This window comes from Anaerobacillus arseniciselenatis (assembly GCF_001865995.1).
Classification (GTDB): domain Bacteria; phylum Bacillota; class Bacilli; order Bacillales; family Anaerobacillaceae; genus Anaerobacillus; species Anaerobacillus arseniciselenatis.
Window position 1 is genome coordinate 1 of record NZ_MLQQ01000042.1, and the last position, 23,625, is coordinate 23,625.

Annotated in this window: 25 protein-coding genes; 17 read left to right on the forward strand and 8 right to left on the reverse strand. The window is 35.6% G+C overall.

Annotated elements, in window-relative coordinates; genetic code table 11:
* Positions 1–656 precede the first annotated feature (656 nt).
* Positions 657–1,208 (reverse strand): peptide deformylase, encoded by a 552-nt coding sequence (gene def, locus BKP35_RS14705; RefSeq protein ID WP_071314130.1) that lies wholly within the window; start codon positions 1,206–1,208, stop codon positions 657–659.
* Between the two features lie 377 nt (positions 1,209–1,585).
* On the opposite strand from def, the gene BKP35_RS14710 reads away from it, so the two are divergent.
* The 5 genes from BKP35_RS14710 (at position 1,586) to lpdA (ending at position 7,530) form a co-directional block, all read left to right on the forward strand.
* On the forward strand, positions 1,586–2,239 hold the full coding sequence (locus tag BKP35_RS14710) for a YkyA family protein (RefSeq protein WP_071314131.1): 654 nt from the start codon (positions 1,586–1,588) through the stop codon (positions 2,237–2,239).
* 468 nt (positions 2,240–2,707) lie between these two features.
* On the forward strand, positions 2,708–3,793 hold the full coding sequence (gene pdhA, locus BKP35_RS14715; RefSeq protein WP_071314132.1) for a pyruvate dehydrogenase (acetyl-transferring) E1 component subunit alpha: 1,086 nt from the start codon (positions 2,708–2,710) through the stop codon (positions 3,791–3,793).
* Between the two features lie 3 nt (positions 3,794–3,796).
* Entirely contained in the window at positions 3,797–4,774 is a 978-nt protein-coding gene (locus BKP35_RS14720; protein ID WP_071314133.1) for an alpha-ketoacid dehydrogenase subunit beta, read from the forward strand.
* Positions 4,775–4,827: 53 nt separating this feature from the next.
* Complete coding sequence (locus BKP35_RS14725) at positions 4,828–6,117, forward strand: dihydrolipoamide acetyltransferase family protein (RefSeq protein WP_071314134.1); 1,290 nt, start codon at positions 4,828–4,830, stop codon at positions 6,115–6,117.
* A gap of 3 nt (positions 6,118–6,120) precedes the next feature.
* A complete protein-coding gene (gene lpdA / locus BKP35_RS14730) occupies positions 6,121–7,530 on the forward strand; it encodes a dihydrolipoyl dehydrogenase (protein WP_071314135.1) in 1,410 nt (469 codons plus the stop codon).
* A gap of 80 nt (positions 7,531–7,610) precedes the next feature.
* On the opposite strand, the gene BKP35_RS14735 is transcribed toward lpdA, so the two are convergent.
* Positions 7,611–7,949, reverse strand: a complete 339-nt coding sequence (locus tag BKP35_RS14735; protein ID WP_169819239.1) for a thioredoxin domain-containing protein — start codon at positions 7,947–7,949, stop codon at positions 7,611–7,613.
* A gap of 409 nt (positions 7,950–8,358) precedes the next feature.
* On the opposite strand from BKP35_RS14735, the gene BKP35_RS14740 reads away from it, so the two are divergent.
* From BKP35_RS14740 to BKP35_RS19015, 5 genes are all read left to right on the forward strand, one after another.
* Complete coding sequence (locus tag BKP35_RS14740) at positions 8,359–9,261, forward strand: polysaccharide deacetylase family protein (protein WP_084031688.1); 903 nt, start codon at positions 8,359–8,361, stop codon at positions 9,259–9,261.
* 291 nt (positions 9,262–9,552) lie between these two features.
* A complete protein-coding gene (locus BKP35_RS14745; RefSeq protein WP_071314138.1) occupies positions 9,553–10,668 on the forward strand; it encodes a M23 family metallopeptidase in 1,116 nt (371 codons plus the stop codon).
* Positions 10,669–11,175: 507 nt separating this feature from the next.
* Positions 11,176–11,640 (forward strand): hypothetical protein, encoded by a 465-nt coding sequence (locus BKP35_RS14750; protein ID WP_071314139.1) that lies wholly within the window; start codon positions 11,176–11,178, stop codon positions 11,638–11,640.
* Positions 11,641–11,819: 179 nt separating this feature from the next.
* Positions 11,820–12,116 (forward strand): DUF3055 domain-containing protein, encoded by a 297-nt coding sequence (locus tag BKP35_RS14755; protein WP_071314140.1) that lies wholly within the window; start codon positions 11,820–11,822, stop codon positions 12,114–12,116.
* 186 nt (positions 12,117–12,302) lie between these two features.
* Positions 12,303–12,422: a GapA-binding peptide SR1P gene (locus tag BKP35_RS19015; protein WP_084031689.1), complete on the forward strand. Its 120-nt coding sequence runs from the start codon at positions 12,303–12,305 to the stop codon at positions 12,420–12,422.
* A gap of 243 nt (positions 12,423–12,665) precedes the next feature.
* Here BKP35_RS19015 and BKP35_RS14760 read toward each other — a convergent pair whose 3' ends face one another.
* The gene (locus BKP35_RS14760) at positions 12,666–14,144 is read right to left on the reverse strand and encodes an aminotransferase class I/II-fold pyridoxal phosphate-dependent enzyme (RefSeq protein ID WP_071314141.1); all 1,479 of its coding nucleotides are present in this window, start codon (positions 14,142–14,144) and stop codon (positions 12,666–12,668) included.
* Between the two features lie 181 nt (positions 14,145–14,325).
* Here BKP35_RS14760 and BKP35_RS14765 point away from each other — a divergent pair, with 181 nt between their 5' ends.
* Positions 14,326–15,288 (forward strand): NAD(P)H-dependent flavin oxidoreductase, encoded by a 963-nt coding sequence (locus tag BKP35_RS14765; protein ID WP_084031690.1) that lies wholly within the window; start codon positions 14,326–14,328, stop codon positions 15,286–15,288.
* Positions 15,289–15,333: 45 nt separating this feature from the next.
* Positions 15,334–15,615, forward strand: coding sequence for a UPF0223 family protein (locus tag BKP35_RS14770; protein WP_071314143.1), 282 nt, complete (start codon positions 15,334–15,336; stop codon positions 15,613–15,615).
* Here the strand turns inward: BKP35_RS14770 and BKP35_RS14775 are convergent.
* Positions 15,612–16,238, reverse strand: a complete 627-nt coding sequence (locus BKP35_RS14775) for a YktB family protein (protein WP_071314144.1) — start codon at positions 16,236–16,238, stop codon at positions 15,612–15,614. The genes BKP35_RS14770 and BKP35_RS14775 overlap by 4 nt on opposite strands.
* A 619-nt stretch (positions 16,239–16,857) precedes the next feature.
* Here BKP35_RS14775 and BKP35_RS14780 point away from each other — a divergent pair.
* Positions 16,858–17,058: a hypothetical protein gene (locus BKP35_RS14780; protein ID WP_071314145.1), complete on the forward strand. Its 201-nt coding sequence runs from the start codon at positions 16,858–16,860 to the stop codon at positions 17,056–17,058.
* 193 nt (positions 17,059–17,251) lie between these two features.
* On the opposite strand, the gene BKP35_RS19020 is transcribed toward BKP35_RS14780, so the two are convergent.
* The gene (locus BKP35_RS19020) at positions 17,252–17,437 is read right to left on the reverse strand and encodes a DUF5325 family protein (protein ID WP_084031691.1); all 186 of its coding nucleotides are present in this window, start codon (positions 17,435–17,437) and stop codon (positions 17,252–17,254) included.
* A gap of 184 nt (positions 17,438–17,621) precedes the next feature.
* Between BKP35_RS19020 and typA the strand changes: the two genes are divergently transcribed.
* Together typA and BKP35_RS14795 are read left to right on the forward strand one after the other, a co-directional pair.
* Entirely contained in the window at positions 17,622–19,466 is a 1,845-nt protein-coding gene (gene typA / locus BKP35_RS14790; protein WP_071314147.1) for a translational GTPase TypA, read from the forward strand.
* Between the two features lie 24 nt (positions 19,467–19,490).
* Positions 19,491–19,823, forward strand: a complete 333-nt coding sequence (locus tag BKP35_RS14795; RefSeq protein WP_084031692.1) for a YlaH-like family protein — start codon at positions 19,491–19,493, stop codon at positions 19,821–19,823.
* A gap of 317 nt (positions 19,824–20,140) precedes the next feature.
* Here the strand turns inward: BKP35_RS14795 and BKP35_RS14800 are convergent, their stop codons facing one another.
* Complete coding sequence (locus BKP35_RS14800) at positions 20,141–20,341, reverse strand: YlaI family protein (protein ID WP_071314397.1); 201 nt, start codon at positions 20,339–20,341, stop codon at positions 20,141–20,143.
* 371 nt (positions 20,342–20,712) lie between these two features.
* Here BKP35_RS14800 and BKP35_RS14805 point away from each other — a divergent pair, with 371 nt between their 5' ends.
* Positions 20,713–21,168: a pyridoxamine 5'-phosphate oxidase family protein gene (locus BKP35_RS14805; RefSeq protein ID WP_071314148.1), complete on the forward strand. Its 456-nt coding sequence runs from the start codon at positions 20,713–20,715 to the stop codon at positions 21,166–21,168.
* A 30-nt stretch (positions 21,169–21,198) separates the two neighbouring features.
* Here the strand turns inward: BKP35_RS14805 and BKP35_RS14810 are convergent, their stop codons facing one another.
* Together BKP35_RS14810 and BKP35_RS19670 are read right to left on the reverse strand one after the other, a co-directional pair.
* Entirely contained in the window at positions 21,199–21,897 is a 699-nt protein-coding gene (locus tag BKP35_RS14810) for a YhcN/YlaJ family sporulation lipoprotein (RefSeq protein WP_071314149.1), read from the reverse strand.
* A gap of 2 nt (positions 21,898–21,899) precedes the next feature.
* Complete coding sequence (locus BKP35_RS19670; RefSeq protein ID WP_169819240.1) at positions 21,900–22,049, reverse strand: hypothetical protein; 150 nt, start codon at positions 22,047–22,049, stop codon at positions 21,900–21,902.
* 89 nt (positions 22,050–22,138) lie between these two features.
* Between BKP35_RS19670 and BKP35_RS14815 the strand changes: the two genes are divergently transcribed.
* Positions 22,139–23,470 carry a PhoH family protein gene (locus BKP35_RS14815; protein ID WP_071314150.1) on the forward strand — a complete coding sequence of 444 codons (1,332 nt, stop codon included), beginning with the start codon at positions 22,139–22,141 and terminating at the stop codon, positions 23,468–23,470.
* Positions 23,471–23,625: the final 155 nt, after the last annotated feature.

Here is a 23,625-nt window from a genome sequence, read left to right on the forward strand (position 1 = left end):
TCATTATGAAGTCCTCCTTGGTTAACTAAGTTAGGGGTCATCTCGGTGCACGATTTGACACCCCGTATCATACCAGGAGGGCTCTTTTTTTTTCAAGTCCCCGAAAATCCTTCTAACAGGAATGCTCCTTAAATCTTTTATCTTTCAACATTATAAATGAAATTGGTTTTATTTTCATGTTTTTATTTTGCAATTCATTCGACAAATTTCTTCATTATGAGAAAACAATGCTATTTAGCATCATACATTATTTTTCTTTAGATAACAAATTTAGGGGATAAAAAAGGAAATGGATTTTGAAAAATAGATCCAAAATCCATAAAATTGAGTTATGTTTCTAATAGACGATTTTTAGGAAGTAGGTCGCGGCACCGTTTAAGTAATTTTTCACGCCATTTTTTTAGCATACAACACACCCTCCATTTCTCTTTAAATTCTTCTTTTGTGTTAGTATGCGTTTAAAATGGAAAGTAATGAGTGGAAAATTAAGACGTTTAAATGCGAAAAAAAGGCGTAAAGAAGAGGGGGTCCTAAAAGTGTTGGCTAACGATTTTTACTAAATAAGACATGCAGTAAGTATAATTTGTCTATATTTAATGCTAATCGGACACTTTATTATAGGACACCCTCTGGGCAAGTTAACATTTTAAACAATTTTATTTGAATGCTTGGGGGATTGGTTTTTTTTGAGGGTCATTACTTTCCTCAATGCGGTCGTAAAACATAATCCCGTTTAAATGATCAATTTCATGTTGAAACACAATAGCTGGTAGTCCGCGTAAACGTATAGAAATGGTTTCGCCTTCAAGATTAGTTCCTTGTACGGTTATTCTAGCATGTCTTGGGACCGGACCTGGTACATCTCTATCAACTGATAAACATCCTTCGCCATTTTCTAATTGTGTCATTTCTATAGATTGACTGATGATTTTTGGATTAAATAAAGCATGTTCGTATAAATTTTCGTTTTGGTCAGTTACAAGAACGGCAATCATTCGTTTACTAACATTTATTTGTGGTGCTGCTAAGCCGACACCAGCTCGTAAATTATATTTGGCGGCAATTTCTGCGTTTTGACTGTTGTGTAAAAACTCCATCATTTGCTTAAGAATTTCAATATCTTCTTTAGATGCAGGGAGTTTTACTTCCTCAGCTACTTTTCTTAGTGTTGGGTGTTCCTCTTTTATAATATCTTTCATTGTAATCATTTTTTTCATCTCCTGACTGTTTTATGTTTATGTATGTAAGATTGCTTAATCTAATAGTAATACTATACTATAGAAAATAAAAAGGAAAGAAACGAGCCTAAACATTAAAAAAAATTCTCAGGTAACTGAGTGAATTTCATAATTACTTTATTGAGCAATATGAAACTAAATGTAGTTGCGAGCGGTTTAACGCAACTACATTTAGATCTTAATGGCGATAAAATAGAATTACGAAATTCATTAAACTTGTACTAAAAATATGGTAAAGTAATATATATTAGGTAAAATTATTTTTTGTTGTCAAAAATCCATTTATAGGATAGTGTTTTACTGAACATGCCATTATTGGAAAATATGTATGTAAAGGGGAAATATCGATGTTCAAACGAAAAAATATTTACTATGTAATGATTATAGTATTTTTGCTTGGTCTTTCTGCTTGTACTACAGTCAATCCGGCTGAAGAAATTTATAATCATTTAGAAAAAGCAGTTAGCTTAGAAGCGGGTTTTGAAGCACAGCAAGCACCATTGTCAAAAGCTGAGAATGAAGAGTATGAATTATATGATGAAATTTTAAAACTTTCTGAACTAGATGAAATTAATAATTTAGTTACTGAAGTTGAAGAGTTAGCTTTGTCGAGGAAAGAAATGATTGAAAAGGAAAAAGAGAGTATACAAGAAGCTTACGATGAGTTTTTACATATAAAACCGATTGTTGAAACAATTGAGGATGAAGAGTTGTTGACACTTGCCAACGAGTTAATTTCTACAATGGAAAATAGGTTTGAAACCTATAATGAACTATATAATGTATATAAGGCATCGATAGATTTGGATTTAGAGCTTTATTCATTAGTTAAAAGTGAAGACCTTACGATTGAGGAACTTGAAATGATGCATGATGAAGTAAATGCTTCTTACATGCAAGTAAATGATCTGAAAGAGAAGTTTAATGAATATACATTGAAGTACAATGACATTAAACGTGATTTTTATAAACTTGGAGATCTCAACGTAAGTTACAATTAAGGGTTACAAAATAATAGATGGTTGAAATTAGGCATTGAAACATTTTTTTGTTTTGATGCCTATTTTTTTAGTTTTAAAAAATATAACAGGGGTAATGTGTATTAACACTGTGAGAATGTTGTTTTGTGAGTGATTTGAGGGTTTTAGTGAAACAGGTTACGTTGTACAACTATAACAGTTCGCTAGGTGGTTATTTAGTTTTTAGGGGATAAAAAACGCACAACGACCTCATAATCAAGGATTTATCCGTTGACAAATAAATTTGCTATGATGTAAAATTATTCTCAAATAGTCGAGTTGTACCAGTCTTTTAAAAAAATCATTAATACAGATTGATCAATTGTAGCTTTGTAAAAATTAATTTTTGATTGATTAAAGTTGTAATGAATAAATTTATGGGCAACCTAAACTAGAGTTAATTAGCGAGGATTGAATTTTTTGGATAAGAAAGGATAGGTGAACGATACAATGAAAAGTAAAACATTAGAGCAAGTTGAAAATCAGTTTGAAACCTTCCAAATTCTAAATGAAGAGGGAGAAGTTGTAAATGAGGCGGCGATGCCGAACCTTAGTGATGATCAATTACAAGAATTAATGAAACGTATGGTATATACAAGAATTTGGGACCAGCGCGCTATTTCTTTAAACCGTCAAGGTAGATTAGGTTTTTATGCCCCGGTTGCTGGGCAAGAAGCTTCAATGCTAGGTACGCATTTTGCTTTAGAAAAAGAAGATTGGATCTTACCGGGTTACCGTGATATTCCGCAAATTGTTTATCATGGAGTTTCATTAGAACAGGCATTTTTATGGTCGCGTGGCCATTTCCAAGGTGGGCAAATGCCAGAAGGTGTTAATGTGTTAATGCCGCAAATTATTATTGGTGCTCAAATTGTCCAAACAGCAGGCGTAGCCTTAGGTTTAAAGCGTAAAAAAACAAACACAGTGGCAATTACGTACACTGGAGATGGAGGAGCATCGCAAGGGGACTTTTATGAAGGTCTTAACTTTGCAGGTGCTTACAGTGCGCCAGCGATTTTCGTTGTTCAGAATAATCGTTTTGCAATTTCTACACCAGTAGAAAAGCAATCTGCAGCGCGTACGATTGCTCAAAAAGCAGTTGCTGCTGGTATTCATGGAGTGCAAGTAGATGGTATGGATGTTTTAGCTGTTTACGCTGCTACCGAAGAAGCTCGTGAGCGTGGTTTAAATGGTGGTGGGCCAACGTTAATCGAAACGTTAACATACCGCTACGGACCACACACAATGGCTGGAGATGATCCGACTCGTTACCGTACATCTGATTTAGATGACGAATGGGAGAAGAAAGATCCATTAGTTCGTTTCCGTAAGTTTCTAGAAAAGAAAAATTTATGGAATGAACAACAAGAAAATGAAGTAGTAGATCAAGCCAAGGAAGATATAAAAGCGGCAATTAAAAAAGCAGACGCTGCACCGAAGCAAAAAGTGACTGATTTAATTGGCTTTATGAACGAGAAGCTTCCTTATAATTTGAATGAGCAAATGGATGAGTTTAAAGCAAAGGAGTCGAAGTAAGCTATGGCACAAATGACAATGATTCAAGCGATAACTGATGCCATGAGAGTAGAAATGAAGAAAGATGAAAGTATACTCTTATTTGGGGAAGATGTAGGTAAAAATGGAGGGGTATTCCGTGCCACAGAAGGCCTACAAGATGAATTTGGCGAAGAGCGTGTGTTTGATACTCCGCTAGCTGAATCGGGGATTGGTGGTTTAGCTATCGGATTAGGTTTAACAGGTTTTCGTCCGATTATGGAAATTCAGTTTTTCGGTTTCGTATTTGAGGTGTTTGATTCAATAGCGGCACAAATGGCGAGGATGCGTTATCGGTCAGGTGGGATGTATCATTCACCAGTGACAATCCGGTCTCCGTTTGGTGGTGGTGTTAAAACTCCTGAATTGCATGCCGATAGCTTAGAAGGTTTAATGGCGCAAACGCCAGGGGTAAAAGTCGTAATACCTGCAACTCCTTATGACGCAAAAGGTTTATTAATTTCGGCTATTCGTGATAATGATCCGGTGGTATTCCTAGAGCATATGAAACTTTACCGCTCTTTCCGTGGAGAGGTTCCAGAAGAAGAATATACTATTGAATTAGGTAAAGCAGACGTTAAGCGAGAAGGTAAAGATATTTCGATTATTACCTATGGAGCAATGGTTCACTCTTCTCTTAAAGCGGCAGAAGAGCTAGCTAAAGAAGGGCTTGAAGCAGAGGTGATCGATCTTCGTACAATTAGTCCGTTAGATATCGATGCGATTATCACTTCAGTAGAAAAAACAAACCGCGTAATTGTCGTTCAAGAAGCACAAAAGCAAGCTGGGATTGCAGCGAATGTTGTTGCAGAAATTAACGACCGTGCGATTTTAAGCCTGGAAGCACCGGTATTACGTGTAACTGCACCTGATACAGTATTCCCGTTTGCTTCTGCTGAGGATGTATGGCTTCCTGGTTATAAAGAAATTGTTGAAACAGCAAAGAAAGTGATTAACTTTTAATTGAGTGATTTTCATAATAAAATTTGACATGTAATAAAAGGGAGGCGTTTTTTGTGGCGTTTGAATTTAAACTTCCTGATATCGGTGAAGGTATTCATGAAGGTGAGATCGTTAAATGGTTTGTAAAACCTGGCGACGAAGTAAAAGAAGATGATGTATTACTTGAAGTACAAAACGATAAAGCCGTAGTGGAAATTCCTTCACCTGTTGAAGGGAAAGTTTTAGAATTGAAAGTGACTGAAGGGACTGTGGCAGTTGTTGGAGATGTTCTTTTAACGATTGATTATGACGGTGAAATTCCGGGCTCAGCACATGGTCATGATGATGAAGAAGAAACGGCAGCACCTGAGAAGGAAGAAGCGAAACAAGAACCTACTCAAGAAGTGACAGAGGTTGAAGTTGATGAAACAAGAAGAATTATTGCTATGCCATCTGTTCGTAAATATGCTCGTGAAAAAGGAATTGATATTCGTCAAGTGAATGGCACAGGTGATAATGGCCGTATTTTAAAGTCGGATATTGATAACTTTGGTACCGAAGCACCAAACCAAGAGGCAGTAGGAGAAACGGAACAACCGGTTTCTAAAGAAGACGGTCCAACTACGAAGAAAGAAGTTAAGTCTTATGAACCTGTATTTGGTGAAATGGAAACTCGCGAAAAAATGAGCGGAATTCGCAAAGCGATCTCGAGTGCGATGGTTAATTCCAAGCATACCGCACCTCACGTAACATTAATGGATGAAGTTGATGTTACAGATTTAGTTGCACACCGTAAAAAGTTCAAATCAGTTGCTCAAGATAAAGGTATTAAATTAACGTACTTACCTTATGTAGTAAAAGCGTTAACTTCTGCGTTAAGAGAATACCCGACGTTAAATGCATCGATTGATGATGCGAGTGACGAAGTTGTATATAAACATTACTATAATATCGGAATTGCAGCAGATACAGACAAAGGTTTGTTAGTACCGGTGGTAAAAGAAGCAGACCGAAAGTCAATTTTTAAAATTTCTGGTGAAATTAATGAGTTAGCCACAAAAGCTCGTGAAGGTAAATTAGCCACGGATGAAATGAAAGGTGGCTCTTGTACGATTACGAATATTGGTTCTGCTGGTGGTCAGTGGTTCACGCCGGTTATTAACCACCCAGAAGTGGCGATTTTGGGAATTGGTCGTATTGCTGAAAAACCGGTCGTAAAAGACGGGGAGATTGTAGTTGCACCAGTGTTAGCCTTATCATTAAGTTTCGATCACCGTTTAATTGACGGAGCGACAGCGCAAAATGCGTTAAATCACATCAAACGTTTATTGAACGATCCGCAATTATTAGTTATGGAGGCGTAAAGTATGGTAGTAGGAGATTTTGCAGTAGAAGTTGATACACTTGTCATCGGCTCAGGTCCTGGTGGTTATGTAGCTGCAATTCGAGCGGCGCAACTAGGGCAAAAAGTAACGGTTGTTGAAAAAGAGAATTTAGGTGGAGTTTGTTTAAATGTTGGTTGTATTCCTTCAAAGGCGTTAATTGCCGCTGGACATAAATACCATGATGCAAAGCATTCAGAAGATATTGGTATTACTGTAGAAAATGTTAATTTAGATTTCTCGAAAGTACAAAAATGGAAAGCTTCAGTTGTTAATAAACTAACAAGTGGTGTTGAAGGACTTTTAAAAGGTAATAAAGTCGACATTGTTAAGGGTGAAGCGTACTTTGTTGATGAAAATACGGTTCGAATTATGGATGATAAGTCATCGCAAACGTATAAATTTAACAATTGTATTATTGCGACGGGTTCTTCTCCGATTGAAATTCCGACTTTCAAATGGAGTAAGCGAGTTATTTCTTCAACAGGAGCGTTAGCCTTAGAAGAAGTACCTAAAAAAATGGTTGTTATCGGCGGTGGTTATATTGGTGTAGAGCTAGGTGCAGCGTATGCTAATTTAGGTACTGAAATTATCATTTTAGAAGGAAGTAAACAAATTTTACCAGGCTTTGAAAAACAAATGAGCCAGTTAGTTGCTAAAAACTTGAAGAAAAACGGAGCGACCATTCATGCAAATGCTCTTGCTCAAGGAGTAGAAGAAACGGCAGATGGTGTGAAAGTTACTGCTGAAATTAAAGGTGAAACCGAGACGTTTGAAGCGGACTATTGCTTAGTAACGGTTGGTCGTCGTCCAAATACTGAAGACCTTGGTCTTGAGCAAGTTGGAATTGAAATGACTGATCGAGGACTAGTGAAAGTCGATAAGCAATGTAAAACAAGTGTGAACGGTATATATGCAATTGGAGATATTGTTGATGGTCCAGCTCTTGCTCACAAAGCATCGTACGAAGGGAAAGTGGCTGCTGAAGTTATCTCAGGGCACTCTGCCGAAGTTGATTATTTAGCAATACCGGCCGTTGTCTTCTCAGGGCCTGAACTTGCATCTGTAGGTTTAACTGAAGGGGAAGCAAAAGAAGCGGGTTATGATGTGAAAGTTTCAAAATTCCCATTTGCGGCAAATGGGCGGGCTTTATCTCTGAATGAGACAGATGGTTTTATGAAGATGGTAACGAGAAAAGAAGATGGTTTAGTGCTAGGAGTACAAATTGCTGGTACAAATGCCTCTGATATGATCTCTGAAGCTTGTGTAGCTATTGAAGCAGGTATGACTGCGGAAGATATTGCAATGACGATACATGCACATCCATCTTTAGGTGAAATTACAATGGAAGTGGCAGAAGTAGCGATTGACATGCCGATCCATATAGTAAAATAAAAAAAGGGTGACTTTTAAAGTGCTTTAGCTGTTACATTATGTAATGTAGGTTGGCTAAAAGAACTTTTGAGTCACCTTTTTTATTTTATTAATGATTGTTCTAGTGTTTGTAATATTTCATTCTTTTGAAGTGAACCTTCGACGCGGATTGTGATTTTTTCGTTATGTATAACGAGTAAAGTAGGAAATTCGCTAATTTCGAAATAACGAATTAAATCTCTGTCTGAAGAATGGATAATGTTAAAAGATCGAATTAGTTCAGGGTATCTTCTTTTAACATCTAACAGTGCGTCATAGTAGTTTCCTTCTTCGTGTATATAATGATCGTCTGAAAAGAGAATAGTAATATGCTCGTCTTCTTTTTGTAAAAAAGGATAATTAGAAAGTACTTCATTATTGTTGCAACTAGATAAGAACATTAAGAGAAAGATATAACTGAAAGAAGTTGTTATAGTTTTTTGGCATAACAATACTATTCACTTCCTTTGATGTGATTATAACTTTAGATTAGATATTCTATTCTTAATAATTTTATCATGAAATCGCATCTTTTTACTGTTCGTAATGAAACTGTTACCAAAATGAAAAATAACTCCGATTAGAAGGACTTTTTATGAAGTGTTGACAAGTTGAGACAATTTTAGCTATCGATGGACATCGTATGTTAATATATTATTTAATGGTTGAGTGAATTTCATAATTACCAAAAATGAGCCACATCAAGCAATATATAGTTTGCGAATGGTTTTATCCAACTATATATTGATCTTAGTGGCGAGAATGATGAATTATGAAATTCATTAGGTTATAAAAAAATTTAGTTAGGTGATGATTTTGAAAAAAAGTGTGATTTTGTTTTTCGTAGCTATCTTCTTTTTGCTAAGTACAGCTTGTGCAGAAGGTGATAAAAATGTAAATGGAGAAAATGAGTACGATCCAAAAGACGCGGTGGTTGATGAGATTGAAGAAGGTATTAGTGTAGATGAAGAATCTTCTCGAGAAGAAAAACAAGCCGAGTTAGTTGAAGATGAAAATGAACAACAAGAAGAGGATAAGCAGGAGGAGGAAGTGGTGGTTTCTCCGAGCTATGCGTTACAAACTAATGAAACGGTAAAACCGATTGATGAAAAGGGCAATAAAAACGTCGTTCTATTAACGATAGATGATGCACCGGAACATTACTCTGTTGATATGGCAAAACTATTAAAAGAAAAAGAAGTAAATGCAATTTTCTTTGTGAACGGTCATTTTATTATGGATGAGACAGGTAGAGAGAAACTACAAGTGATTTATGACCTAGGGTTTGAAATTGGTAACCATACGATGACTCATCCAAACTTAAGAGACTTATCGGAAGAAGAGCAACGGAAAGAAATCGTTGAGCTTAATGATCTCATTGAAGATATTATCGGAGAAAGACCAAGGTTTTTTAGAGCTCCGTTTGGGGTAAACACAGAAGTGTCCCGTCAAGTGGTGTTAGAAGAAAATATGCAATGGATGAATTGGACATATGGGTACGACTATTTCCAACCATATATGAATGCTGAAGCTCTTACCGAAGCGATGGTCACAGGCAAAGGGCCAGAAGTGGATGTACCTTATTCTTTATTAAAGCCTGGTGCAAATTTACTAATGCATGATCGAAAATGGACCTTGGAAGCCATGCCGGATATTATTACCGGATTAAGAGAAAAAGGTTACGAATTTGTTGACCCTAAATTGATTGAATAGTTGTTTGGTGGTTAGTGGTTAGTTGGAAAGTTGGAAAAACACCGGAATTTACATCTAAGATGGTGACGAATGTGTCGCCACATTGGTTTTGGATGAAAAAAGAACGAGGGATATCCTGAATGAGCCTCTAAAATTCGTTAGAAGTTTAAAGCGAAGAGAAGGAAATCGCTCGTTCTTTTACATGTTAGATAGTGACGGTGTAATGACATGATGGTTTTGTTTATTTGCAAAAATATATGGTGAAAATGAAGACAAGCTATAAAATATTAAGTTGTAAGGGTGAATAAAAGGATGAAGCGTTTAATTTTCTTGACGTGTACTTTGATGATTTTACTAGCTGCATGTGGAACTAAAGTTGAGGAAGAGCGAGATCCTAAAGAGTCTGTAAAAGATGAAAATCAAAAACAAGTCGAAGAGATTGTGAAAGAAAAAGAGGACGAAGAAAGTATTTATTTTAAAGAATTAAAACTTAAATCTATAGATGGGCAACAAGTATTTTTAGTTGATGATCTTTTTGAACTTATTGATGGCACTTATCAATACGACGATTTGCATCGTTCTGTCGAAATGGAGATTGATAATCATATTTTTAAGTTAGTGTATGATATTGCGGTTGTAGAGCATAATGGGTTGTATTTACCTACCAATGAGATTTCGATGGTTCTTGAAGAAGAGAAACTGTATTTGCCGGTATCCTTTTTAGATGTTGCCTTAGGTTTAGATGTCGAAGTAAACGAGCGCTTAGTATCGTTTCAATGGATGGAAGAAGCCTTGCCGGTAGGTTCGGTACGTGAAGAAAGTTTACTAGATCGAACGTGGACAATAGATGAAATGGTTGATTATTTATCTTTTTTACAAAAACCGATAGAAGACGCTGAAGTGAGTACGATCCCTAACCATCTTCCAGGAGCAAAGAGAGCGTATCGAAATGGTTATCATGAAGGTATTGATTGGTATGGTTATGCAACCGGGAAACAAATTTCCACCGATACTCCGATATATGCGATGGCTGAAGGGGTTGTTGTTCGAGCGGACCACGATTACGAGGAATATCCATCTCCTTTAATTCGCAATAAAGATTTATCGCTCACTGCGCAATTAGGTGAGACTCCGGAGTACATTTTTGACCGTTTACGTGGAAAGCAAGTTTGGGTTCAGTATGAAAAGGGGGTAATGAACCGCTTTGCTCATCTTGATGCGATTCCTGAGGATCTTAAAGTAGGAGATAAGGTTACGAGCGAAACAATTATTGGGTACGTCGGAAATTCAGGAACGAGTGGTGCTGTCAACCAAGATGGTACACAGTTGCATTTGCATCAAGATCTGCTCATTTATGGTGAGTTATTTTGGAAACCATTTTCTTTAGATGAAGTAAAGGAAATTATCGTTCGGATATTTGAAGAATAGATGAGGGTGTCCTATAAGTGTTAGTTCAGAAGAGTGTATTTCTCAATGCTGAATTTCTTATAGGACACCCTATTTAAGTATTAATTGCTATCGTTCTTTTCTCGCTTTTATTTAAGTCACTCTCACCATAATTACGAATCCCAAGCTCGTAAGAAAAAACTTTACTGGACTCTACTTTGATGCCTGTTACATTTTCGTGGGCACGGTAAAAAACTTATAAAAAAATCCATTGAGCTTTGAAACGTATTTTCCTCATCGATTTCTTCCTTCCTTTCTTTTAAATAAAAATTCCAAAGTGAAAGACAAAACCTGACACCAATTGCAAATTAGTTATGATAATCTATAAAGGTTACTTTTAACAAATGGCTCTTTTCTAAAAGATTGTTGCTATTAGCTTTTTGAGTCGTTGCATACAAATACACTACCTGTTTATGTTTTCCGATAAAAAACTTTATTATTTCTATTTTTCTTAAAGGAGAATAGTTAAGTTTTTAGGAGGGGTTTTTAGTGAATAAGTCAGACAAACTGGATGAACTCAGGCTTGAAGTGGGGATGGTTGCGGACAAGGTGAATACTAGAGAAGATTTTTATTCAGGAATCATTAATATTATCGGGAGCCACCTTCCTGTAGGTTGTGGAGTGGCGATATATGGATGTGATAATGGTTACTTTTCGAATATTGTTAGTTATGGAAAAGTGAATGAAAAAAAATATAGTAAATATGGAGATTGTATGTTTAGTGTTTGTAGTATTAGGGGTAAAGTAACTATACAAACTGAAGCGAATTCAATAAAGGCTTATGCCCCGTTTTATGATGGCCATCATTTAATTGGAATACTTTTTATTGAATTTCAAACTGTAAACTATAAAATTACTGAAGAAGACTTTATATTTCTTGAGGAAATTGCAAGGTATATTGAAATTAAAGGAGTTCAATATAACGATTGGACAATTGATAACAACAGCGTTTAATTGATAATATATTTAAGGGGAAAGATAAAAGGAAAGACTTTTTATTTATCTTTTTGGACAATGAAAACTTGATTTAATAGGTTGTTTTAGTGTTTTGTTAATAAAGTGCAAAGTAGTTTGACATTTATAATAATTTTAGTTATAATAAAATTCAGAATATTTAAAAGGAGGCGTTGCAAATGAACTTGTTTGAAAGACTTTATGATGAGCAAGAAAATGTTAAAGTACAGTTTATTGGATTTACAACTGAGAGTGCACGTTATGATTTTGGGATTGTTTATACGAATATGTTCTTTGGAAAGCCTCTAGTGATTTGCATGCAAACTGGGCGTTCAACACTAATTTGTGCCGAGGAAGCAGAGAATGTTGACCATGTAAAAAAAGTTTTCCAAATAAAATGTGATGACGAAGCATCAGATCTGTCACTATTTTTCACTAAAAATCTCCCTACAATGACATTTGATACTCAATATTAATTATAAAGAATAAGAAGCAGGCCAAGCGCCTGTTTTTTTTTTTTTTTTTTTTTTTTTTTTTTTTGTAATAATTTCTGCTCTTTTAAACTAATGTGACATACAATTAACTATTGACATATTAAATGTGACATATTATTATGTAAATACAAGGTATAAAAACGCTTTCAAAATAAAGGAGTGGAATAAATGGGTGTAATCATTTGTCAATCATGTGGGAAAGTCATCGAGCATTTTGAAGCAGAGAAAGTATCAACTTTATATGGAACTTGCTGTAATGCTACAAAAAAGGAACAAGCTAAAAAATAAAAAAAGATATACTAATAAAGGTAGACGATCCTGTCTACCTTTTTTTTCTCGATAAATAAGAAAGTATATAATTTTTGAAGTTGGAAAGGTGTCTAGCTCCAGGCGCCATCGGCTTGACCGCTACGGGAAGGTCTTCCACCTGTTTTCGCCGATAGGCGGGCGCCTTGCGCTTTTCTTATTATAAAGTTGCCAGAAATGGTTTGTGCCGTACAATTTATCTCCATAAATAATTAGTATGACATATTAGATGAATGGCTTATGCTCTTTAATGACACGAATATTATTGAATGATTCGTCTTCAGGGCCTTGGACAGGTAGGCCGACATCGATATTTTCTTGAATATAATCAATATTTTCTTCAGTAATGATTTCTCCAGGTATAAAAATTGGGATTCCAGGAGGGTACACCATGACAAATTCAGCGATAATACGTCCAACAGACTCCTTAAATGGGATGACCTCAGTTTCAGAATAAAAGGCATCTCTCGGTGAGAGAGCTAATGTTGGAAGATCGGGAACATGTACACGAATTGGTTTTGTGTGTTGAGATTTAATTTTCGACATGTATTTTTGAGATAGTTCCTTCAATGCAGTAATAAGAATATCAATCGTTTCTTTTGTATCTCCGATTGAAATAATACAAAGAATATTATATAAATCTGATAGCTCTACCTCGATGTTATAATTCTCACGTAACCAAACCTCCACATCGTAACCCGTAATCCCCAACTCTTTAACAGAGATAATCACCTTAGTAGGATCAAAGTCGTAAGTTGCTTTAGTTCCTAAGATTTCAGAACCGACACAATGAAAACCATTAATTTGGTTAATTTCATCTCTTGTTTCATTTGCTAAATGTAACGTTTTGCTTATAAGGGTGTACCCTTTCGTTGCTAATTGTTTTCTGGCAACATCTAAAGATGCTAACAGCAAATATGAAGTAGATGTAGTTGTTAACATACTAATGATGGATTGAACTCGCTTTGGCGAAACTAAGTTGCCCTTTATGTTTAAAACGGAACTTTGCGTCATTGACCCACCTAGTTTATGAACACTTGTAGCGGCCATATCAGCACCTGCTTGCATAGCGGAGAGTGGGAGATCATCATGAAAATGAATATGGACACCGTGTGCTTCGTCAACAAGCACTGGAATTCCGTAACTATGAACGACCTCAACAATCTTTTTTAAATTGGCAGAGATACCAAAATATGTCGGGTTAATGACAAGTACCCCTTTAGCATCGGGATGTGCCGTCAAAGCGCTTTCTACTGCTTCTATCGTTATTCCGTGTGAAATCCCTAAAGTAGGATCAATAATTGGATGAATAAAAATAGGAGTTGCCCCTGAAAAAATAATCGCTGACATAATCGATTTGTGAACATTTCTAGGGACAATGATTTTATCTCCCGGCCCACAAACACTCATGATCATCGTCATGATCGCTCCACTAGTACCTTGTACAGAGAAAAAAGTATGATCAGCTCCGAAAGCTTTAGCAGCTAATTGTTGTGCTTCCTTTATCATGCCATGAGGGTGATGCAGATCGTCTAAAGGACCAATATTTATTAAGTCAATAGATAAAGCGTTATCACCTATAAAGTTACGAAATTCTGGGTCCATACCAGTTCCTTTTTTATGTCCAGGTATATGAAATTGAACGGGGTTTCTTTTAACGTGTTCGAGTAACCCAGTAAATAATGGGGTATTTTTTTGAGACATAATTGCCATTTCACCTCTAAATTAAAATAAGTATGATTTGCATAAAACAAAAATGAGTATATCAAATTCAAAAAAAAAATGATAGGGTAAAAAACAATAAAGCGCGTTTAAGAGGAGTTTTCTTCAATAGTATCGAAAATATTTACAAAGAAAAGTAATTTATTTTATTGAGACGGGGGAGATTTCGATGAATACTAAAGTAAGTGAACTTTTAAAAATTAAATATCCGATTATTCAAGGAGGACTTGCCTATTTAGCTTATTCAGAGTTAGCTGCGGCGGTTTCTAATGCTGGTGGATTAGGTCAAATTACAGCGATGTCACTTTCATCTCCAGAACAATTAAGAGAAGAAATTCAAAAAGTAAAACAAAAAACTGATAAACCTTTTGGTGTAAACTTTGCTATTGGTCAGCATGGGAGACCTTTTGACCATATGGTTCGAGTGGCGATCGAAGAGGAAGTTCCAGTTGTGACAATGACAGGGGGGAATCCTGCACCAATTTTTGAACAATTAGAAGGTGTAGACGTGAAAAAAATTGTCCTCGTTGCTGCGAAGAGGCAAGCTGTTAAGGCGGAACAACTAGGTGCTGATGCGATAATGGTCGTCGGACAAGAAGGGGGAGGGCATCTTGGACGGAATGATACGAGTACACTCGTATTAATTCCCCAAGTCGTTGATGCAGTTTCAATACCTGTAATAGCTTCAGGAGGTATTGGAGATGGAAGAGGTTTAATGGCAGCGCTAGCACTAGGGGCAGAAGGAATTGAGATGGGGACTCGTTTTGTAGCTACGAAAGAATGTGTACATGCCCATGAATCATACAAACAGAAAATTGTAGAAATGACAGAAAATGATACTGTTGTTATTAAACGTAACCTAGGGGCTCCTGCGCGTGCTCTTAAAAATAGTTGGACAGATCAAATTCTCTCCCTTGAAGAAAAAGGTGCAGACTATGATGCATTAAAAAATTATATTAGTGGAGAAGCTAATAAAAAGTATATATATGAAGGGATTGAAGAAGAGGGATTCGGCTGGGCAGGACAAGTGATCGGTTTAATTAATGACGTTCCTTCTGTTGCTGAGCTTTTTGAAACGATGGTTGATCTGGCCGATCAAGTTCAAAATAAGTTGAAGAACTTGTAAATTTAAGGAATAACACAATAGAAACACTACAAGGAGATTTAATACATGAATATAAACATTCCTATTTCCCTCGATTGGACAAAAGAAGAAGTAATAGATGTTGTTCAATTTTTTGAAGGAATTGAAAAAGCTTATGAGACTGGAATTGAAAAAAATGAAATGTTAACTTTGTACAAACGCTTCAAAAAAATTGTTCCCTCTAAAAGTGAGGAAAAACAATTATTTAAGCAGTTTGATAAAGAATCGAATTACAGCTGTTACCATGTAGTAAAAGAAGCTTTAAACAAGGAAATGCCAGCCACTAAAAAAATCAAGCTCAGCTATTAAACTGAGCTTGATTTTTTGTATAGTGGCATTAAAGTTTTCATCGTATTTTTAGCGAGATTTAAAAATTGATCGCCGTCTTTTAAGATAGGATCGTTCGCACGGATGTGTCGCCCAACTAGAAATTCTACTTTATTAACATCACGAAAACGAGTTAACATGTTTTCAAAATCATTTTTATCAATATCAATAAGTGAAGTAGCCTCTTTTTTCATATGGTCGAGAGAAATGACAAAATCTTTCGGAATCGTTTCGTAAATAGAATCGATATGATCTAAAAAGGTTTCAGCAATTTGTTTCTTGTTTGGAACTTCATAAATAAGAGCAAACCAGATAAATACGTGATCGTCGAAAAGTCCAATTTGAAAGTGAGGGTGCTTTTTATAGCCACGTTTATTATGACAAATAGCCATCCAAGTATCGTTCGGTGGATTAACGGTCCTTCTAGCGTGTTTTGCTATATGTAAAAACATTTCATTACCACTAAGAGTAGCGATGTCATCACAGAGAACTTCGCCTATTTCTTTAAACTTCGGTTGAATTCTTTCCTGTATCGCAGTCATGCGATCCTCTAGGCCATCAATTGAAAATGTTTCAAAGTCTTTTTCTGTAAAGCCGGTAAACATTAAATCAATCCCTTTCAATGTACAATTTACAATTTAAAATTAAAAATTCATGTGGGTATTGCCTTGAAGCTTAAGTTACTCAATTAAAATTAATTAAGTGCTTAGCTTCGAAGCTAAGCTTAAATAATTGTGAATTTTAAATTATTACTGTAAATAGTCTACCATAAAAGAATTTTATTCACTAAAAATTAGCTTGGACAATAAGGAAATGGGCTTATACCTAGTTTAACAATGAAGTAACGGTGGTAAAATGTAAATAAAATCCTTTTTGGAACAAAGTTATTCTCCTTGATGTGAAAGGTTAGTATTGTTTGTGAACATTGATGAACGGTGTAGCTCCCATAACGCTAGTGAGAAACATTCTGGTAAGTATAAGCATATAATATAATATAGTTACCCGATCAGAAAATTCCGTAAACAATGTTCTTTTAAGGTTTATATAACTATTTTCGAAAGGTAATTTATATGAGTGAATTTCATAATCACTAAAAATGAGCCACATCAAGCAATATATAGTTTGCGAATGGTTTTGACGCAACTATATATTGATCTTAGTGGAGAGAATAATGAATTATGAAATTCATTATTAAAAAATTAATATAAAGGGGTGTAGGTTTCCATGAAACAAGTTGTTCAATCAGTTAAAAAGGCTGATTGTGAAACAAGGATCGCTGTTTTGCGGTTGGAAATTGATTATGAACTGGCAACACTACACGATGCAATGGTTGTAGAAGATTTGAACAAAATAAATGAGTGCAAAAAAAGATTAGAGAGATTTCGTCAGGAGTTATATACGCTCTTAAAAAGAATCAAAAAGTAAGGGTATTTACGTCAAAGTGCAAAAAGCAGCAACATTAAAGAAGGAATTAATAATAAAGGGCTGTCCCAAAAGAAAGTGCCAGACACCGTTAGGCACGTAATATAGACGGATAATTAATTTGAACGTCTATATTTAGTGAGTTCTACACGGTGTCAGACACTCATGTGACAGCCTCTTTTGGTTTACCTGTTATTTATCCATTTGTAGATGCTGCTAATTTTTTCCTTAAAGTAAAGCCTACTCCACAACAAATGGTTGCTAATAAAATGGATAAGCTAAAGATAAGCAAACTTTCTAATGCAATTGAAATGCCAATACCAATGATGGAGAACGTTGTAAATATTGCACATAATAAGAAGATTATTTGTTCTTTTTTCAAGTTAATCCCTCCTACTTATTAGTGTACAAGTATTTTGCTCGTTAGAAAAGTGAAATAACTTGAAATTAAACTTAAAAATGAGGAAAAATATAAAATTGTATTCGATTGAAAAAGTTGTGCTATAATAGAACAGTTGTGGGTAAAAAGTGAAAAAATATTACAATTTTAAGGAGAGACATAATAGATGAAACATAGAAAAGATATTCGTAACATTGCGATCATCGCTCACGTTGACCATGGTAAAACAACGTTAGTTGATCAGTTGTTACATCAATCAGGAACATTTCGTACAAATGAACAAGTAGAAGAGCGAGCGATGGACTCAAATGCGTTAGAAAAAGAAAGAGGAATTACCATTTTAGCGAAAAATACCGCTATTCAATATGAAGATACACGTATTAATATTTTAGACACTCCAGGGCATGCCGATTTCGGTGGAGAAGTTGAACGTATTATGAAGATGGTTGATGGGGTTCTACTTGTCGTAGATTCTTACGAAGGTTGTATGCCACAAACTCGTTTCGTATTAAAGAAAGCGTTAGAACAAAAATTAACACCGATTGTTGTCGTAAATAAAATAGACAAGCCCGCAGCTAGACCTGCAGCAGTAGTTGATGAAGTGGTAGATTTATTAATTGACTTAGATGCAGATGAAGAGCAATTAGATTTTCCAGTTGTTTATGCGTCAGCAATAAACGGTACCGCAAGTGTTGACCCTGAGCCTGAAAAGCAAAATGAAAATATGAATGACTTATTTTCTGCTATTATTGATCATATTCCAACTCCGGTTGACAATCGCGAGGAACCGCTACAATTTCAAGTTACGATGTTAGATTATAATGATTATCTTGGAAGAATTGGTGTTGGTCGTGTATTCCGTGGTAGCATTAAGGTTGGACAACCAGTTGCTTTAATGAAATTAGACGGATCAGTGAAGCAGTTCCGTGTGACGAAATTGTTCGGTTTTATCGGATTAAAGCGAATCGAAATTGAAGAAGCGATCGCAGGAGACATTATTGCTATCTCAGGGATGGAAGAAATCAATGTAGGTGAAACAGTTTGTCCACTTGACCACCAAGAAGCTTTACCGATTTTACGAATTGATGAGCCGACGTTACAAATGACGTTTTCGGTTAACAATAGCCCATTTGCCGGTCGCGAAGGGAAATACGTTACGAGTAGAAAAATCGAAGAACGCCTTAGAGCGCAGCTGGAAACAGACGTTAGTTTACGTGTAGATAATACAGATTCACCAGAAGCTTGGATTGTTTCAGGTCGTGGTGAGCTTCATTTATCCATTTTAATTGAAAACATGAGACGAGAAGGTTATGAATTACAAGTATCAAAACCGGAAGTTATTGTTAAAGAAGTGGACGGAGTTCGTTCTGAGCCTGTGGAAAGAGTGATTATCGACGTTCCAGAAGAATATACTGGAGCCATTATGGAGTCGGTAGGAGAGCGTAAAGGTGAAATGTTAAACATGGTTAATAACGGTAGTGGTCAAGTTCGACTTGAATTTTTGGTCCCAGCTCGTGGCCTAATTGGTTACTCTACTGAATTTATGACACAAACTCGTGGTTATGGTATTATTAATCATACATTTGACGGTTATCAACCGATGCTAGAAGGTAAAGTAGGTGGTAGACGTCAAGGTGTATTAGTATCGATGGAGCAAGGAAAAGCAAGCCAATACAGTATTATGCAAGTAGAAGACCGTGGAATTATTTTCGTTGAGCCAGGAACTGAAGTTTATGAAGGTATGATTGTTGGCGAACATACGAGAGAAAACGATATTACGGTCAACTTAACAAAAGTGAAACAAATGACGAATATGCGTTCAGCGAATAAAGATCAAACAGTTACGATGAAACGACCGAGGATTATGACATTAGAAGAATCATTAGAGTATTTAAATGATGATGAGTTATGTGAAATTACGCCAGAATCAATTCGTCTAAGAAAGAAAATTCTAGATAAAAACGAACGTGAGCGAATTGAGAAGAGAAACAAATTAGCTAATAAAGTTTAACACCTTACTCAAAGGAGGGCTATTATGGCTACCCCTGGTGAAAAGATCCCGACACCGAATTTTTCCTTTTTAGCTGAAGCATTAGGAGCGGGAAATCCAGAGCAATTTTTATTTGCATTTTCAATTCTTTATATCGTCGTTGTTATTTTAACGGTGGTTGTATATAATTTAGGGTTTGCGCGGAAACTACCGGTTTTAAAGACGGCAATTGTTTATATCGTTTTACTTTTCGGTTCGATTTTTATTACGTTTTTAGCTTTAACACTTCCTGTCGTTGAGTCACTACTCATAGCAACATTAGTACTAGGTGCGTATAAATTTCGACTTCATAAAGAAAAGAGAACAGAAAATGCGTAACGATATTTCAAAATAAAAAAGAGGTTGGGACAAAAGTGTCTGACACCACGCGGGTCGTACTAAATATAGACAAGAAAGATTAATCGAATGTCTATATTTGGTGCCTAGCGGTGTCTGACACTTTATTTTGTCCCAGCCTCTTTTTTTTACATAGATTAGAAATTATAACTCGTTTTATACTTTGAATGCTGTATAGCTCCAGCGCATACGAGCTCGATCATTCCATTATAGCCCTTCCATTGCGGTCTAAAACCTGACCTCCGCGGATAGGTCTTCCAGTGCTTTTCACCGATAGGCGTGCGCATGCGTTTTTCTTGTTACCACTCGTCATCATTTTCTATTGGTTTATTAAAACGAAAGTTACCAGTTGCTAATCTGGCTTTCGTTTTTTCAGTTATTCGATCGTAACAACTTTGACATGTGTATGTATGCTTCGGTCTATTTCTTAAGCGCTTCGCTAAAAAAGAATCACTATCAATAGATTCAATTTTATCACAAATGACGCATTTAACTCTCATCATTATTCACCTCATCTTCGTTTACCAATCTTTGTAAAGGTATACAAGCATTATAATTGAAAAAGTTGCTATTGTGAAGGAGATCATTTGGCGTCTTTCGCTTTTCTTATCATGAATAAGCAAAATAGTTTAAACATAAGGTAAAAAAAGGTATAGTGTAATTGTAACAATACATTAATGAATTTCATAATTCTTATTTAGCACACTAGGCTGCCTCATCTGGTTGAGTTTAATCGTCCTGAACTAGATGTAGATTGATGAGGTGACTATTTATTGGTATTATGAAATTCACTCAGTTAGGAAAAATATATTTAGCATCTTAAATTAATAGGTGACTACTAATTTTTTTATTATTTAAGGAGGTTTTTATTTTGGCTAATCAAGTAGAACAAATTTTAACAGATGAGTTATTTCAGTTATTACAAAAGGAACGTTTTGTAACTATTGCAACGGTAGATCATGAAACAGGCGCACCGAATATAAGTGCGATTTCTTGGGTATATGCTCCTAAAAAAGAGGCTGTTCGTTTTGCTGTCGATAACCGCTCGCGAATTATAGAAAATATTAAAGCTAACCCTCATGCTGTTCTAAATATAATCGGAAATGAGTCTACATACTCAATTAGCGGAACAGCGCAAGTTAAAGTAGAAAAGCTAGAAGAGGTCCCACTAAAGTTAGCCCTCGTTGAAATAACAATTAGCGAAGTCCGCGATGTAATGTTTTACGGTTCAAAAATATCTGTTGAACCTGAGTATGAAAAAACATATGACAAAGAAGCAGCTGATAAGTTAGATTTACAAGTAATGACTGCGATGAAAAAAGCTTAGTCGACGACTAAGCTTTCTTCTTCCTATATATCAATCGTTGTTTATTTCTTCATTTTCACCTTCATCTTTTTCTAACTGCCTTCTATTTTCTTCTTGTTTTTGTTCTTCGTCGATTTCGCGAATATTTTCGTCGTCCATATCTCTTTTTCCGTGCTCTTCTTGCAGTTCTTCAAGTTGACTTTCTTGTCCTTCATTTAATCTTTCTTCATTTGCATCAGTTGGCTCAGGCTCAGCTTTTTCATGTTCAGGACCAGGTACAATTGGCATTAATCGGCCAACGATCGCTGCTAATTCATTCATTATCCCGGCAATAGGATGTCCTGCCTGGATATCTTCCTGCATTCCTCTTAATCGCGCATTTATATCTGGATCTGCACTTATAGAAGCATAAGCACCATGTGGGTCATCTTTTAAAGCTTCCACGACTTCGTACTTCACAACACCGACATCTGAGCGGTCTAACTCCTCACTTACATCAATCCCTACTACTGCTAAATCGCCAAGAACTAAAGCTGTTGCAGCTTCTACTTCAGGTACTCGCTCTGCAAGGTGAACTAAATGTTCAGCAACTTCTTGAGCACTTTTATTTTCGTTCATCCGTGGATCTTCTGCTTGTTCAGCAATACCTAATGGTTGCTGATTTCCATCATTTTCATGAGCGGTGTTTGGCTGACAAGCAAAGAGCATCGAAAACAATATAGAATATATACAAATGTTTATTAATTTCATGATTAAACATCCCTTTCTTGTAAATATTTATAATTATTGTTCGTTTCTTCGTCTAACTTTATTCGGTTGTACATACATTTATAGTAAAACTCTTTTAAAATTTTATAAGTTGAACTAACAATCTTTTGAAAGGAAGATTTACGTTTAATCATTTTTTTATTCACACATCTCAAATTTATTTTTCCTGCATATCATAGTAATAAGACAATCATCCCATTACACTAGTCAAGGAGGCGTAACATTGAATAAAATCTACGTCTTAGATACGAACGTATTATTACAAGATCCTTTTGCAATCTTCGCATTTGAGGATAATGAAGTAGTTATCCCAGCAGTTGTATTAGAAGAAGTTGACTCAAAGAAAAGGTATATGGACGAGATTGGAAGAAATGCTAGACAAATTGCAAAAATTATGGATCGTTTACGTAAAAAAGGAAAACTCCATGAAAAAGTGAACTTAGAAAATGGTGGAGTACTAAGGGTTGAACTAAATCACCGTTCATTTGAAAAAATGAAAGAGGTGTTTGATGAAAAAACGAATGACAATCGAATATTAGCAGTAGCATTAAATTTATTATTAGAAGAGAGTAGTAAAGAAAATAAAAAACCAGTTATATTAGTTTCAAAAGACGCGTTATTACGAGTTAAGGCCGATGCAATCGGAATTCAAGCAGAAGACTTTTTAAATGATAGGGTCATTGAATCAGATCATATTTATGCAGGATACCTCGAGGCTTTCGTTAGCTTAGACGTGTTAACAAAATTTTACACAGAGCAAGAAGTTAAAGTAGAGGATTTAAAACAAAAAACTCATTTATACCCTCATCAGTTTGTCATTTTAAAAGATGAACTTGGTAGCTCAAGTTCAGCAATTGGAAAAATTGATAAAAATTGTAGATTGGTTAAACCGTTTAAAATGGATCCTGATCAAGTTTGGGGGATAAAATCAAGGAATGTACAACAAAAAATGGCATTTGAATTATTATTGCAAGACGATATACCTTTAGTTACTTTGGTCGGAAAGGCGGGAACAGGAAAAACGTTACTTTCTTTAGCGGCAGGACTGTTACAAACAGAAGATCTTCATCATTACAAGAAACTGCTGGTTGCAAGGCCTGTGGTACCAGTCGGCAAGGATATTGGTTATTTGCCAGGAGAAAAAGAAGAAAAACTACGACCGTGGATGCAGCCGATCTATGATAACCTTGAGTTTTTGTTTAATACGAAAAAGCCTGGTGAGATCGATCAAATATTAGCTGGAATGGGGTCTATACAAGTTGAAGCATTAACGTATATACGTGGACGCAGTATTCCAGAACAATTTATCATTATTGATGAAGCTCAAAATTTAACGAAACACGAAGTGAAAACGATATTAACACGAGTAGGCGAAGGAAGTAAAATTGTTCTAATGGGTGATCCCCAACAAATTGATCATCCGTATTTAGATGAATTTACGAATGGATTAACGTATGTTGTTGAAAAATTTAAAAATGAAAAAATTAGCGGTCATGTAAAACTTGAAAAAGGAGAACGCTCAGGCCTTGCCCAACTAGCAGCTGACTTACTTTAAATAACAACCGCTTTTGCTTAAAAACAGAGTGATTACATTTACTGTAGTCATTCTGTTTTTTATGTAAGCGTAGCCAAGCTTTTCTAAAAAATGATACTATTATTCATGGAATAATAGTAGATGGTCATTCTAATAAAGAACAGACATTTAGGAGA

Coding starts and splice junctions, on each gene's coding strand:
- def (WP_071314130.1), bottom strand. CDS start 1,208: ATGATTACAATGAAAGATATTATAAAAGAGGAACACCCAACACTAAGA.
- BKP35_RS14710 (WP_071314131.1), top strand. CDS start 1,586: ATGTTCAAACGAAAAAATATTTACTATGTAATGATTATAGTATTTTTG.
- pdhA (WP_071314132.1), top strand. CDS start 2,708: ATGAAAAGTAAAACATTAGAGCAAGTTGAAAATCAGTTTGAAACCTTC.
- BKP35_RS14720 (WP_071314133.1), top strand. CDS start 3,797: ATGGCACAAATGACAATGATTCAAGCGATAACTGATGCCATGAGAGTA.
- lpdA (WP_071314135.1), top strand. CDS start 6,121: ATGGTAGTAGGAGATTTTGCAGTAGAAGTTGATACACTTGTCATCGGC.
- BKP35_RS14735 (WP_169819239.1), bottom strand. CDS start 7,949: ATGTTCTTATCTAGTTGCAACAATAATGAAGTACTTTCTAATTATCCT.
- BKP35_RS14740 (WP_084031688.1), top strand. CDS start 8,359: ATGATTTTGAAAAAAAGTGTGATTTTGTTTTTCGTAGCTATCTTCTTT.
- BKP35_RS14745 (WP_071314138.1), top strand. CDS start 9,553: ATGAAGCGTTTAATTTTCTTGACGTGTACTTTGATGATTTTACTAGCT.
- BKP35_RS14755 (WP_071314140.1), top strand. CDS start 11,820: ATGAACTTGTTTGAAAGACTTTATGATGAGCAAGAAAATGTTAAAGTA.
- BKP35_RS19015 (WP_084031689.1), top strand. CDS start 12,303: ATGGGTGTAATCATTTGTCAATCATGTGGGAAAGTCATCGAGCATTTT.
- BKP35_RS14760 (WP_071314141.1), bottom strand. CDS start 14,144: ATGTCTCAAAAAAATACCCCATTATTTACTGGGTTACTCGAACACGTT.
- BKP35_RS14770 (WP_071314143.1), top strand. CDS start 15,334: ATGAATATAAACATTCCTATTTCCCTCGATTGGACAAAAGAAGAAGTA.
- BKP35_RS14775 (WP_071314144.1), bottom strand. CDS start 16,238: ATGTTTACCGGCTTTACAGAAAAAGACTTTGAAACATTTTCAATTGAT.
- BKP35_RS14780 (WP_071314145.1), top strand. CDS start 16,858: ATGAAACAAGTTGTTCAATCAGTTAAAAAGGCTGATTGTGAAACAAGG.
- typA (WP_071314147.1), top strand. CDS start 17,622: ATGAAACATAGAAAAGATATTCGTAACATTGCGATCATCGCTCACGTT.
- BKP35_RS14795 (WP_084031692.1), top strand. CDS start 19,491: ATGGCTACCCCTGGTGAAAAGATCCCGACACCGAATTTTTCCTTTTTA.
- BKP35_RS14800 (WP_071314397.1), bottom strand. CDS start 20,341: ATGAGAGTTAAATGCGTCATTTGTGATAAAATTGAATCTATTGATAGT.
- BKP35_RS14810 (WP_071314149.1), bottom strand. CDS start 21,897: ATGAAATTAATAAACATTTGTATATATTCTATATTGTTTTCGATGCTC.
- BKP35_RS19670 (WP_169819240.1), bottom strand. CDS start 22,049: ATGATTAAACGTAAATCTTCCTTTCAAAAGATTGTTAGTTCAACTTAT.